The sequence below is a fragment of the Alteribacillus sp. YIM 98480 genome, from assembly GCF_009765375.1.
Lineage (GTDB): Bacteria > Bacillota > Bacilli > Bacillales > Marinococcaceae > Alteribacillus.
Genome location: NZ_VTOK01000017.1, coordinates 79,513 through 92,205 on the forward strand (window position 1 = coordinate 79,513; position 12,693 = coordinate 92,205).

Sequence of the window (12,693 nt, forward strand, 5' to 3'; positions counted from 1 at the left end):
TTCATGAGCATATTATAAATGCAAGCGGATACAAAAGTAAATGGTTTATTGAAAAATTTTAAAAAAGTAGAACACAACCTGGTTTTAAGCTTGACAAAAATAGAATGAAAAATTAATATGATTTACATAAACATTTGAATACGCATTCAATTTGATTTAAAGGAGCTGTTATGGTTTCATCAAAAGATGTAGCAAAACGAGCAGGAGTGTCTCAATCAACTGTTTCCAGGGTGTTAAATGATTCACCGAGTGTAAGCAAAGACAACATCGAAAAAGTTACAAAGGCAATGAAAGACCTGAACTACCGCCCTAATTCTATCGCGAGATCACTAGTCAGCAAACAAACGAAAACACTTGCTTTAATTTCTGGCCCCTTACACAACCCTTTTTTTGTGGAAACTACAACTTCTATTGTTAACTATGCAAATGAAAAGGGTTATAAAATGAATGTGTTTTTTGAAAATATGGGCGATAATATGTCCGTATATGAATCGGTGTTATCGATGCAGCTTGATGGTCTTATTTTATCTTCTATTTTTATGGATGATCCTATTTATGAAGAGCTGCAATCGTTAAATATACCATTTGTAATGTTTAACAGAAAACACAACAAGGGCGGTAATTTTGTAGAAATTGATAATGAAAAAGCAGGGAAGACGGCGGCTGATCACCTCATAGATTTGGGGCATGAAAAAATCGGTTATATAGGCGGACCTTTGTACACGTCTACTTTCTACGGCAGGTACATCGGCTTTTGCAAAGAGGTCGAAAAACGTACTGTTTTAGACCAGGCGCTTATCCATGAAACAGATACGAGTGAGGATGCGGTCCGCGAAGCTGTCCTGAAAATGATGGGGCGAAAGCATAAACCAACTGCTATATTTGCCGCGACCGACGCCATAGCCATTTTTGCGATTGACACGCTTAAAGAACTTGGCTATGGCATACCGGAAGACGTTAGCATTTGCGGCATGGATAATGTAAGAATGGCTCGTCACCATTCCTTCGAGTTAACTACCATTGGGCATAAGACCGACAAGAATCTGGGCAGGCTGGGAATAGAGCATTTGATTGAGTTGATAGAAGACAGTAATGATCCTAAAGAGCAGGTCCGCACGACGATGGATCCGATTTTGTATAAGCGAAAGACAACGTGCAAGTTGTAAAAAGCACGGTCTTTCTTTTTCGGATTTTTGAATACGTATTCACAAGTAAAACAGGGAGGGCATTATGATTAAAGGGTTATTTCTAAATGGAGAGGAAAAAACAACAAATAATACGTACCCATTGTATCATCCGCATACAGAAGAAAAGATTGCCGATATTACGGAAGGCACACAGGGAGATATGAAAGAAGCTATTTCAACAGCGCATTATACTTTTGCAGAAATGAAAGCGTTGACATCGAAGCAGCGAGCCGACATTTTGTTTGAAGCTGCCGATAGATTACTAGAAAGACAGGAAGAAGCCGCTCAAATTATTTCAAAAGAGGCGAGCAAACCGATTAAAGCTGCAAGAGGGGAAGTCAACCGCACAATCCAGACGCTTCGTTTTTCAGGAGAAGAAGCAAAACGATTAAACGGAGAATACTTGTCTCTTGATGCAGCCGAAGGTGGAGAAAGTAGAGATGCTTTTACGATCCATGAACCGCTCGGGGTGATTGGTGCTATTACTCCATTTAATTTTCCTTTAAATTTAACAACACATAAAATTGGACCAGCCGTCGCAGCAGGCAACACCGTCGTTATTAAACCAGCTGAACAAACGCCGCTTTCAAGCATCTTATTAGCAGAGATTTTAACACAGTCTGGTCTGCCAAAAGGTGCAATCGCCGTTATCCCTGGAGACGGACCGGCACTTGGAGAGGTAATGAATCAGGATGAAAGAGTGAAAAAAATCTCTTTTACCGGAAGTCCAGAAGTCGGTAAGCTTATAAAAAGTCAGGCTGGATTGAAACGAGTAACACTTGAGCTTGGCAGCAATGCAGCTATGTATGTGGATGAAAGCTGCGCGGATCAGTTAGATGATATAGCAAGCAAAGCAGCTGCTGGAGCTTTTGCTTATAACGGCCAGGTTTGCTTGAGCACACAGCGCATTTATGTTCACGAATCAATCTTTGAATCTTTTAAACAAGCCCTTGCGGCAAAAACAAAAAAAATAGTGTTCGGCGATCCTGCGGAAGAGAGTACAGTTGTTTCTAGTTTAATTAATAAAAAATCACAGCAGCGTGTACTCGATTGGATTGCTGAAGCGAAAGCCAATGGAGCAGAAGTGTTAACCGGCGGGGAAGGGAAAGGAAATGGAGTTCTTCCAACTGTACTTGCGAATGTAGATCGAAACGAAAAAATTTCATGCAATGAAGTTTTCGGCCCGGTTGTACTGATCAATAAAGTAAAAAATGCCTCTGAAGCGCTTGAGCAGATGAACGACAGCCGCTACGGCTTAAATGCTGGGGTCTTTAGCAATAACTTATCTCAAGCTATGAATATGGCACATCAGCTCGAAGTCGGACAAGTGCTTATTAATGACGTGCCAACCTTGCGATTTGACCACATGCCATATGGCGGCGTAAAAGACTCTGGTTACGGAAGAGAAGGTGTAAAGTATGCGATCGAAGAAATGACAGAACTCAAAATGATCAGCCTCAACTACAAAGGGTAGGTGAAAAGCAATGAAACTTCCTGTTTTTGATTGTCATAACAAAGAAGAATCTACTTCCGTCTATTATCCGCAATTTGCCACAGAGTGGCTCGTAGAATATCGTTCTATTTTTGGAAAAAGAAAAGAAAAGATAACGATGATGACAGACCGGGTGAGAAGCGGCAGCAGCATTGCCGATAAGCTTCCTTCTTTTATCACAAAAGAAGTGGAAGCTGCTGCTGTCATGGAAGCGATTATGGATAAACAGGAGTGCATAGATGAGGCGTTTGAAACAGTTCGCCGTTACTATCTACATCACGCCCGTTCTTGGAGCGTGCCGAAAATAAAACAATTATCCAGCTCTGCAATTTATGTCCCTTATCAACTTATTGAAAAAAGCGGACGCTGGAGCAAAAAACAGAAAATTTTGTTGTATGAACCGATGACCGACTCCGCTGACAGAATAGAAAAATTTCCAGAAATCAATCAATTTATTAAAAAGGAGGTAGCAAAAGCATGAATATGCTCGTTATTATGGCGGTTTTAATATCTAGCACTTGGATTGGTATGGCGTTTATTTTGTGGAAAACAAATTTGTTAAATGAAGAGGAATAGGAGGTTGGAACGATGAACAGTACCATTGTAATGTACTCATGGATCTTCATGGCCCTTTTTATCGGTTTAATGCTTTTTATGGGCTGGATTGGAATGAGAAAAACAAATACATCTGATGACTTTGCAACAGCACGTTCTAGTTATGGACCGTTAGCGGTCGCCCTTGTTATAGCTGCTGGGATTTCAAGTGGTTCGACATTTATGGGCATGCCTGGTCTTTCTTATGATATCGGGACGCCAAGTTTGTGGTACCCATTGCTTTACCCGATTGCCACCGTCATTGGGATGTTGTTTGTAGCAAAAGTGATCAAAAAATATGGAGACAAGTTTGGTACCAGAACGATTCCGGAATTTATTGGTGAACGCTATAAAAGTGATTTTCTCCGTATTGCACTGACTATTATATCGATCTTATTAATTTTCTATGTTGTTTCTCAATTTGTTGCCGCAGCTACGATGTTCCAGACCATGATGGGTGTCAATTATGAAACCGGTCTCATTATAACGGCTGTCGTTCTTGCAACTTACGTGTTCATGGGCGGATCACACTCTGACATTATGACAGACGCTATTCAAGGATTTTTAATGGTCATTGTAGCTCTTGTGGTGTTCTTTTGCTTCATCGGAAGCGTAGGTGTTGACGGAGGATTTGGCGATATGCTTGCCACGATTGAAAATGAAAATTCAGAAGGCGCAATGAATCAGTTGTTTTTGCCAGGAGATAACACGTATGGAGCTTTCTGGCTTGTCGCGCTATTATTTATTGCACATTTGCCTTTTGCTGTTCTTCCTCATTTAGGAAACAAATTTATGGCAGTGAAGTCCGGCCGTGACCTTAAAAAACTTATTATGTATTGTACGGTTTTTGCAACGATTCTGCCGTTAATGGCACTTGGCGGTTTGCTTGGACTAGCTGTAGTAGGCAGCGATGCAGGAATCTCACCAGACCAAATTGTACCGGTGCTGTTTAGTGAAATCTTTCCGCCTGTTGTCGCAGCTTTTTTTGCTGTAGCTGTGTTGTCAGCGGTTATGTCTACATCAGACGGATTGATTGTTTCTCTTACACAATTGTTAGCTAATGATTTGTATCGAAAAACGTTTGTGCCAAGAATGAACATTACAAAAGAAAAAGCAGAAAGAAACGAGCTCTTAATCAGCCGTTACAGTACGTTTGTCGTTATTATTGCTGCTATTGTACTGGCTTGGACACCACCGCAGTATTTGGCCGTGTTTATGTGGATTGGTATCGGAGGAATTATGGCGGCAACAGCCGGACCGCTTGTAGTCGGATCTCTTTGGGAAAGAGCAAACAGGAAGGCTGCTTTGTCTTCGCTTCTCGCGGGTACAGTTACTTACTGGACCGTTTATTTACCGTTTGGTTTTAACTTTTCCAACCCATTTGGAGCAGCCGGGATTGGTGTTTTAGTAAGTATGATTGTCATGTATGTCGTTACGCTGGCTACATCAAAACCAGAAAATGTGCCATCACGTTCTAATGTGAAAACAAGCAGTTAATAGAAAAGGAGTGTGTGATATAAATGTATAAAACCTTTGCTTCCCCCATGAAAATTGTATCAGGAGAAGGTTCCATTCAAGAGGTGCCCTCCATCGTTCAGTCTCATAAAGCAGAAAGAATCATGGTATTTGCGGATCCAGGTGTTATAGATGCTGGAATTGTTAAAAAATTAGAAGATCAGCTGAACAACGCAGGATTAGAATATAACATTTATTCAGATCTGGTTCCTGAACCGCCGCTTGAAATAGGAAATAAAGCGCTGCAGGCTGTTAAAGATTTTAATGCTGATTTTGTAATCGGGATCGGCGGCGGAAGTTCACTAGATATCGCAAAAGCAGTTGCTGTATTAAAAGAGAATGACGGGAAAGTAGAAGACTACTTAAACCTGACGGGTACGAAAAAGTTCACATCCAAAGGGCTTCCAAAAATACTAATTCCTACAACATCCGGCACAGGTGCAGAAGTGACCGATATATCAGTATTTTCACTGAAAGACACGAAAGACGCGATTACGCACGAAAACTTACTTGCTGATGCAGCGGTGGTCGACCCAGAGCTCACCTACACTTTGCCGGCACGGATTACAGCTTCCACTGGAGTAGATGCGCTTACTCACGCCGTGGAAGCGCTGATTTCGGTAAACGCTACTCCGCTTACCGATGCCTTAGCTTTGGATGCCATTAAACGAATTTCATCCAATATCCGGACGGCTGTCTGGAATGGGGGAGACGTAGAAGCGAGAAGAAATATGGCATGGGGCAGCATGACGGCAGGAATGAGCTTTTATAATGCCGGTGTTGCAGGTGTTCATGCGCTTGCGTATCCATTAGGAGGATTGTTTAAAATACCGCACGGTGAATCAAATGCGGTGCTGCTTCCATATATTTTTGACTATATTTGGCCGGCTTGCATCGATAAAATGGTGTTAATGGCTGACGCACTGGGCGTGAAATCTGATAACCTTAATAAACGTGAAACAGCTATTGCTGCAGTAAAAGAATTGAAGCATATCGTCGATGAGGTCGGAATTCCATCCACTTTGGAAAAATTCGGTATAAAAGAAAAGGATATAGAGCAGCTGGCCAAAAGCGGTATCGAGCAAACAAGACTCTTAGCCCGCAGCCCCAAACCTTATACGCTTGACGATATCAGAGATAGATACAAAGCAGCATTTTACGGGGAACTAGCATTTGGGATTAATTAATTCAAATAAAGGGATGCTCCAAGATGGTTGTTACTTGGGGCATCCCATTTATTAATTTTATTTTCTCTGTGTTAATTAGTTTTCTCTTTTTCTACTGATACATGCTTAACCCAACAGCCGCTTGGTATGTATTGCCCTGTCCCGCCGTTTACGTTCCAATAATAAATAAAAGCATCTACTTTTTCTCCGTTATTATTTTCGACAGTCACCATTTTCCTTTCATACATGCTATTTTCCAGATCCGTTTCGTCATACCCTTCGACCCAGTCCAGATCCTTTAGCACCTCAGGAAAGATTTCATCTGAAATGTACATTAACTCTCCTTGAATGACATCATTTCCTTCAGGAAAAAGGCAAGGAAACGCTCCATTTTCTACACACACCATTCGTCCCTTTGTAGTGGCAGGAACCTCTTTTTCTGTTTTTCCGTGCAAATAGCTTTGATAGTTCCGAAGTCCATGTCGTAATGTTCCATATACAAAAAAAGGAAGGTTTTTCATTTTTGCTCTTCTCTCCTTTTTGATTCTATTAGGGAAGCTGTAAGCAAAAATACCGCATACTATGTGGTTTTGCTCCTCTTACAAAAAATGGTATTATTTCTTAATATCATCTTCATCCAATATAACATATGAGTTATATCTTCATGTTTCCATCATATGAGGCAATGTTTTCATATGAAAAGAAAGCGTGTAAATAAATATAACAGAATTTTTAAAAATAAAAGATCATTCACTTATCATAGTATTGACAACTCTATTTTTTCAGATAAGGGGGGAAAAGAATGTCAGGTGTGGTTCGCAAGTCTATTACTCTGTTAACAACGATTAAACCGAGTGAAGAGAAGGAAGAGTGGAGTGCTACTGAGATAAGCCGAAGACTTAACCTTCCCGTTCAGACAGTACACCGTTTGTTAACCTGTTTATCAGAATGTGGATTTGTGTACAAGAACAAGGAGACAAAGAAGTTCCGACTGGGGCTTGCGTTAATGGAACTTGGCTTGTCGATAAGAGATAATTTATCGGTTCGAAACGCTGCTCTGCCCGTAATGGAAAAAATAGCTGGTCTGTCAAAAGAGAGTGTGTATTTAACCGTGCCTGAAAACAATGAAGGTGTGTTTATTGATTGTATTGATTCGCCCCAGCTCTTAAAAATAGCAGAGCCGACAGGGATGAGACTCCCTCTTTCAGTAGGGGCCTCTAAAAAAGTGATGTTAGCTTTCTTCAATCTTTTGGAAAGAGATAGAATTATAGAGGAGTTAATGCAAAATAAGACAGAAAAAAGTCTTAAAAAATTAAAAGAAGAAATTCTTATCATTAACAACCAAGGTTTTGCGATTTCATTTGGTGAAACGACAGAAGGTACGGCAAGTGTTGCTGCCCCTATTTTTTCTTGGGAAAATAAAGTGGTGGCATCTATAAGCATTGCAGGTCCAGAAACTAGATTTCAAGAAACACAATTAAAAAACAATATTCGACTTGTAACACGAGCGGCAGTTGAAATATCCGAAGAATTAGGCTGGTTGAAAAGAGGTTAGATAATCTCCCTAAGAGAATGGAATTTTCTCAATATTCAGGAATATAATGTTTTTCTACGTATTTGTTTGTGAGAATATATAGTCAATCAAATTAATCTTCCAATCAATTAGCAGAGGCAGAGGTGATATATGGAAAATATTAATCGATGTTTCAACCGTAAATAAGGGGCATTAAAAATGAATGGAGGAGGTATCATAAGAAAATGACGAAAAGTGTGAGGAAAAGAGTAAAGATGATAAAATCTGCTAAGCAAAATAAAAAAAGTATTAGCGATCAAAAAAGTACAGAGAAAAAGTTTATATAACAATTTTCTGAGCTTTAGTCAGAATATTTTGGATTTATTTGGTGAGGAACATCATCATTCATGTAAATAGACTTAACAGAGGGGGGAGTGTATGGAAGAACTTAATCAGTCCGTAGAAATGATTGGCCTGACAAGCATGGAAGCATATTATTGGTGGTGCATTGCGTTTATGATTCTCATTCATGCGGGGTTTATGTCATATGAAGTAGGAGTTTCTCGTGTGAAGAATGTACTGGCCTCCGCTATGAAAAACCTTATGACACTGGCCGTTGTCATACCAAGTTTTTATATAGTGGGATGGTGGATTTACAATGCATTTCCAGATGGATTTATTCCAAGAACTGATGAATTGGCAATGGCTGCCCTTCCCTGGAGTGCCAACATGGGACCTAATATAGCAGACCATGAAAGCGGGATATTCTGGGGTGCGTTTGCCTTATTTGCAGCAACCACTGCCTCGATTTTGTCTGGGAGTGTGATTGAAAGAATTCGCATGAGTGCGTTTGTGATCCTTGCTGCACTGCTTGGATCTGTTGTGTGGATTCTAGCAGGAGCATGGGGATGGCACGGAGAAGGCTGGTTTTTAACACAATTTGGCTACCATGACGTAGGAGCAGCAGGTGTAGTACATGCTATCGCCGGCTTTTTTGCCCTTGGTGTTCTAATGAACCTCGGGCCGAGATTAGGAAAGTATGCTGCTAAAGGAAAACCACTTAAGCTCTCTCCTCATAATCTGCCAGCGTCTATGTTAGGGTTAATGCTTATCTTTGTTGGGTTTTTTGGATTTTTAGGAGGCTGTATTATTGTTATCTCCGGTGAAAACTGGATTACGATTTACGGGACACCTACAAATCTTTCTGCCTTTGCATTCAATGCTTTAATGGGTCTGTCCGGCGGCATTATCGGCTCTTATATCGCAACAAAAGGAGAGCCTTTCTGGGTAGCTTCAGGTGGTTTGGCAGGAGTGATTTCGGTCGCTTCCGGGCTGGATCTATTTCATCCAATGCTCGCATTTGTAATAGCTGTGATTGGTGGTTTTATCGCTCCTTATATTGGCTCATTTTTAGAAAGGAAAAATATTGACGACGCCGTTGGAGCTGTATCCGTTCATGGTTTTGTAGGTATTTGGTCCATTTTAGCGACAGGAATATTCGCATCTGGATATCCTAATCTGAACGGTCCCGACATTTCATTGGCAGGACAGGCAATATGCGCGGTGGTCGTTATGGCGTTAGGTTTTATTCCTGGCTATGGGGTTTCTTATATGATGAAAAAAATGAATATGCTGCGAATACCTTATGAAGCAGAACGAATGGGACTTGATTTGACAGAGGTTCCGGCTGTTGCTTATCCAGAAGGTATACCTTCTACCCCGGAGAAAGAAGACTTTGTCAGCAAGTCTAGCTCAGACAAAATAGGATAACAAACGGCATGTCATGTTAAGTGAATAAAAAAAACAAAAGGAGTGGGGAAAGTATGAATACAAGCCCAATAACAAGCTGGGAAGGTGCCGAAGCTTATTTTACATTTGGACCTGGATCTTTAGGGATAGCAGTTAGTTTCTTAGCAGCAATAAGTCTGTTTGTCTTGTTTATTTCCACGATGGTCCGTCATGAAAATCGATCGTTTGCAGAGGTTAGTGAAATTTTCCCTGCTATGGAAAGGGAAGCGGCTCAGGAATGGAAGCCAGAGACAGCTCCAACGTCTTCTGTGGCGTCCTCTTATGCAAAGTCGCTTTTAGTTAGTGAAGAAAAAACGCAGATATTATAGCCTTTATAATGAGGGCTAAGTAAAAGGGGGCCTTTGCGGCTCCCTTCTTAAATAGAATCGTGATGGACGTGGTAACGTTATTTTTTACCCAAACTAATGCAGTAAAGGGGAAATGAAAGCATGTATCATATGGAATTAACTTCTGCGTCTCGCTCTCATGCGATACCTTCACAACCATTAATTGATCGATTTCCTTTTCCATTTAAGGAGGACAAATATCGTTATTCTAATAATTCTAAAGCTTTAGAGTCTCCTTTAGTTCTTGATATTACACCAGAGTATTTTGAAGAAGTAAAAAGTAAACGAGACATTTTAGCTAAAACACATAACCGGGCTTATCAAGCATTGTCTCATTCTATGGATGGCCAATGGGAAATTTTAGAAAATATAATCGAAGAAATGGTTGAACAGCATCCAGGTTATTTTGGATTAGAAAAAGATGGAGATATATGGACATTTTATAACTATTTACTAGAAGAACAGCAAACTTTCACATTGGGGGACCCATCAACTCTCCCATATGAACCGCTGGATTTTATCGGCCGTCATGTTCAGGAAGACCTCATATATATTGGCCACAGGAATGGCGACTTGTATATGGATGCAGGACAGCTTTGCTTTCCAGCAAATTGGTCGATAGCCTTTAATCTTGGTATGACTTACACCGAATTTCATTCCCCTGTTCCTCATTATTCAGACAGCGGTCTAGCTGAGAAAGTCCGTAATTTCCTGCTTCGAATGGAAGCAGGAAAACCATGGACGCGTTTAAATTGGACATTGACAGTAGATGGTGTTCTCCCAACCTTTCCGGAAATTTTTGATGAATGGGGAACAAAGGCAAACGAAGTAACGGTAGAAAATGCCGGTGAGCGTGTTTATCTAAGAGTAGAAGACCAAAAGCTATTCCGGCTTCCGCGAAGCTATGGGATACTATTTGGAATTCATACCCATTTAATTTCTGTGGAAGAGCTTTGTAAAAAACAAGAGTGGGCAGTCCGTTTTTGCAATGTATTAGAAGACTTGCCGGATTACATGGCGGAATATAAAGGTTTCCTTTCGTACAAACCTTATCTTGTTCAATATTTAAAAAACAGCTTCTAATACAAAGGGGGATTCATATTGGAAGAAAAAAAGTGCGAGCTGCTAAGAAAAGAAAAAATAGGACATCATATACACAAGCTGGAAGTGAAAATGGATGATGCGGTTCTAAGTAAAGATTGTGGAAAAATCAGGACAATCAAATGGGAAGGACACGTGTTCGAGCATCCCATATTATATGTAAGAATTTCTAAACGAAGGAAGAAATATTATCTTTTTCTAGATGAATCAAAAAGCGAATGCTCTTTATTAAGGGATCGATTTCCTTGTAGTAATTTTTATTTGCAGGAAGATGAGGAGTATGTCCCTGCCTATGTTCCACGGAATAACGATCAAAAAGTGATATCCTTTATCGATGAGCAGTCTTTATTTGACACTCTTCCCGTCATTGACCTGTTATTGTCTAAAAACATCGAACAACAGATATATGCAGCTGGTTCTCTATCGGATAACAAGATTAAGCAGTATCTTAACCGTCAACTCCAAGAAAATGTCACGTACATGACCTCTTTTACCTCTACGCATATCTCTTCTATTTTAAGCGGCCAATTCATTGGGACAAGTCTTTCGATAACAGGCACATGGCCGGTGGTTCAAGAACTAAAAAAACTTGCCGTAAGTCAAGGTTTTACAGAGGAAGAGATCCAGTGCAAAGGTGTAGGTCCGAAACAGAAAAAAGTGTTTTGCGTGAAATGCTACAGCATAAATGAGTTAAAAGAAGACATGAACTGTCCGGATTGTCACGCTGATCTGGATGTATCTGATCATTTCTCTAGAAGGTTGGAAGCTTACCTTGGTTATATCGAAATAGAATAACATGTAAGGAGGAATCGTCTGTGACAGCCCAGCCTCTTAAAGTAATGGTAAAAGATATAAAAAGGGAGTCTCCATTTGTGAAGAGCTTTACACTTATTCCTGCCGGATCAAAACCATTGCCTGGATTCAGCGGAGGTTCTCACATTACTACGTATCTCCGCCATAATGACCAAACCATGGAACGTCATTATTCGTTAACAAATACGCCCGGCAGACCTGGTTATTATAAAATTGCGGTGAAAAGAGAAGAAAACTCAAAAGGAGGCTCTATTTATTTTCATGAATCCGTTCAAGTAGGAGATCAACTTGATATCAGTTATCCAAAAAACAATTTTTTACTCAGCTTTCAAGGTTCTCGCCATATTTTTATTGCAGCGGGGATTGGAATTACCCCTTTTATGGCAATGATGAAAGAGTTGAAAAAGCAAGATAAATCTTTTGAACTTCACTATGCAGCAAAATCAAAAGAAGCTTGTGCCTTTTACAATACACTTCTTTCCCATTTTAAGAAAGAAACCCATTTTTATTTTTCGAAGGAAAATAACAGAATGAACCCCGAGTTAATGAAAAATCAACCAATTGGAACGCATGTTTATTTTTGCGGACCGGAAGCGATGATTAAAGAATATGCAAATACTGCAGCTTCCTATGGCTATCCGGAAGCAAACATTCATTTCGAACTTTTCTCTGCACCAGATACTGGACCTAAACATGCTTTTCAAGTGTATTTAAAAAGAAGTAATATGTGGTTAGAGGTACCGGAAGGGGAAAGTCTTTTAGATACACTGCTTGCACATGAGATAGATGTACCGTACTCCTGCAAAATAGGGGGATGCGGAAGCTGTCAGCAGTTTGTCTCAAAAGGAGAAATCGATCATCGTGATTTGTTTCTTACAGAAACAGAAAAAAGGAGCACAGATGTGATGATGACTTGTGTTTCTAGGGCGAATTCTCCAAGTATTGAGTTAGATATTTAATCGATAGTATAGATGTTAAGGTGTTCCAAAGGTTATTTTGCTTTTGGAACACTTTTTTTAAAAGGTAAGAAATTATAAATATTTAGCGTTTTAAATGTCTAGCTCCAGCGCCCAGCCGCTAAGGCGCACACGATAAAGAGGAACTTTTGTTAAAACCGCGACGTCCTGTCGCAACGCAAAAGTCAACACCTCCTGTGCAAGCCAGTTCAGCGTTGTCA

Annotated in this window: 12 protein-coding genes; 11 read left to right on the forward strand and 1 reads right to left on the reverse strand. The window is 40.2% G+C overall.

From position 1 onward, the window contains the following. Positions 1 to 170: 170 nt before the first annotated feature. From FZF09_RS18810 to FZF09_RS18830, 5 genes are all read left to right on the forward strand, one after another. On the forward strand, positions 171 to 1,166 hold the full coding sequence (locus FZF09_RS18810; protein ID WP_158738132.1) for a LacI family DNA-binding transcriptional regulator: 996 nt from the start codon (positions 171 to 173) through the stop codon (positions 1,164 to 1,166). Positions 1,167 to 1,230: 64 nt separating this feature from the next. After that, positions 1,231 to 2,661: an aldehyde dehydrogenase family protein gene (locus FZF09_RS18815; RefSeq protein WP_158738133.1), complete on the forward strand. Its 1,431-nt coding sequence runs from the start codon at positions 1,231 to 1,233 to the stop codon at positions 2,659 to 2,661. A 10-nt stretch (positions 2,662 to 2,671) separates the two neighbouring features. Further along, positions 2,672 to 3,160, forward strand: coding sequence for a hypothetical protein (locus FZF09_RS18820; RefSeq protein WP_158738134.1), 489 nt, complete (start codon positions 2,672 to 2,674; stop codon positions 3,158 to 3,160). Positions 3,161 to 3,267: 107 nt separating this feature from the next. Next, complete coding sequence (locus tag FZF09_RS18825; RefSeq protein WP_158738135.1) at positions 3,268 to 4,770, forward strand: sodium:solute symporter family protein; 1,503 nt, start codon at positions 3,268 to 3,270, stop codon at positions 4,768 to 4,770. Positions 4,771 to 4,793: 23 nt separating this feature from the next. Beyond that, the gene (locus FZF09_RS18830) at positions 4,794 to 5,975 is read left to right on the forward strand and encodes an iron-containing alcohol dehydrogenase (RefSeq protein WP_158738136.1); all 1,182 of its coding nucleotides are present in this window, start codon (positions 4,794 to 4,796) and stop codon (positions 5,973 to 5,975) included. A 71-nt stretch (positions 5,976 to 6,046) separates the two neighbouring features. On the opposite strand, the gene FZF09_RS18835 is transcribed toward FZF09_RS18830, so the two are convergent. Then, a complete protein-coding gene (locus tag FZF09_RS18835) occupies positions 6,047 to 6,475 on the reverse strand; it encodes a gamma-glutamylcyclotransferase family protein (protein ID WP_158738137.1) in 429 nt (142 codons plus the stop codon). A gap of 281 nt (positions 6,476 to 6,756) precedes the next feature. Between FZF09_RS18835 and FZF09_RS18840 the strand changes: the two genes are divergently transcribed. The 6 genes from FZF09_RS18840 to FZF09_RS18865 all read left to right on the forward strand — a co-directional run bounded on the left by FZF09_RS18840 (position 6,757) and on the right by FZF09_RS18865 (position 12,475). Then, on the forward strand, positions 6,757 to 7,509 hold the full coding sequence (locus FZF09_RS18840) for an IclR family transcriptional regulator (protein WP_158738138.1): 753 nt from the start codon (positions 6,757 to 6,759) through the stop codon (positions 7,507 to 7,509). Between the two features lie 396 nt (positions 7,510 to 7,905). Beyond that, entirely contained in the window at positions 7,906 to 9,237 is a 1,332-nt protein-coding gene (locus FZF09_RS18845; RefSeq protein ID WP_158738139.1) for an ammonium transporter, read from the forward strand. Between the two features lie 53 nt (positions 9,238 to 9,290). Continuing rightward, positions 9,291 to 9,584 carry a hypothetical protein gene (locus FZF09_RS18850; RefSeq protein ID WP_158738140.1) on the forward strand — a complete coding sequence of 98 codons (294 nt, stop codon included), beginning with the start codon at positions 9,291 to 9,293 and terminating at the stop codon, positions 9,582 to 9,584. 120 nt (positions 9,585 to 9,704) lie between these two features. Then, positions 9,705 to 10,685 carry a heme-dependent oxidative N-demethylase family protein gene (locus FZF09_RS18855; RefSeq protein ID WP_158738141.1) on the forward strand — a complete coding sequence of 327 codons (981 nt, stop codon included), beginning with the start codon at positions 9,705 to 9,707 and terminating at the stop codon, positions 10,683 to 10,685. Between the two features lie 18 nt (positions 10,686 to 10,703). Next, complete coding sequence (locus FZF09_RS18860) at positions 10,704 to 11,498, forward strand: dimethylamine monooxygenase subunit DmmA family protein (RefSeq protein WP_158738142.1); 795 nt, start codon at positions 10,704 to 10,706, stop codon at positions 11,496 to 11,498. 20 nt (positions 11,499 to 11,518) lie between these two features. Beyond that, the gene (locus FZF09_RS18865; protein WP_233269565.1) at positions 11,519 to 12,475 is read left to right on the forward strand and encodes a PDR/VanB family oxidoreductase; all 957 of its coding nucleotides are present in this window, start codon (positions 11,519 to 11,521) and stop codon (positions 12,473 to 12,475) included. The last annotated feature ends 218 nt before the right edge of the window (positions 12,476 to 12,693 follow it).

Bases quoted from the DNA above. Each gene is read 5' to 3' on its own strand.
- FZF09_RS18810 (WP_158738132.1), top strand. From the start codon at position 171: ATGGTTTCATCAAAAGATGTAGCAAAACGAGCAGGAGTGTCTCAATCA.
- FZF09_RS18825 (WP_158738135.1), top strand. From the start codon at position 3,268: ATGAACAGTACCATTGTAATGTACTCATGGATCTTCATGGCCCTTTTT.
- FZF09_RS18855 (WP_158738141.1), top strand. From the start codon at position 9,705: ATGTATCATATGGAATTAACTTCTGCGTCTCGCTCTCATGCGATACCT.
- FZF09_RS18815 (WP_158738133.1), top strand. From the start codon at position 1,231: ATGATTAAAGGGTTATTTCTAAATGGAGAGGAAAAAACAACAAATAAT.
- FZF09_RS18830 (WP_158738136.1), top strand. From the start codon at position 4,794: ATGTATAAAACCTTTGCTTCCCCCATGAAAATTGTATCAGGAGAAGGT.
- FZF09_RS18850 (WP_158738140.1), top strand. From the start codon at position 9,291: ATGAATACAAGCCCAATAACAAGCTGGGAAGGTGCCGAAGCTTATTTT.
- FZF09_RS18845 (WP_158738139.1), top strand. From the start codon at position 7,906: ATGGAAGAACTTAATCAGTCCGTAGAAATGATTGGCCTGACAAGCATG.
- FZF09_RS18820 (WP_158738134.1), top strand. From the start codon at position 2,672: ATGAAACTTCCTGTTTTTGATTGTCATAACAAAGAAGAATCTACTTCC.
- FZF09_RS18835 (WP_158738137.1), bottom strand. From the start codon at position 6,475: ATGAAAAACCTTCCTTTTTTTGTATATGGAACATTACGACATGGACTT.
- FZF09_RS18840 (WP_158738138.1), top strand. From the start codon at position 6,757: ATGTCAGGTGTGGTTCGCAAGTCTATTACTCTGTTAACAACGATTAAA.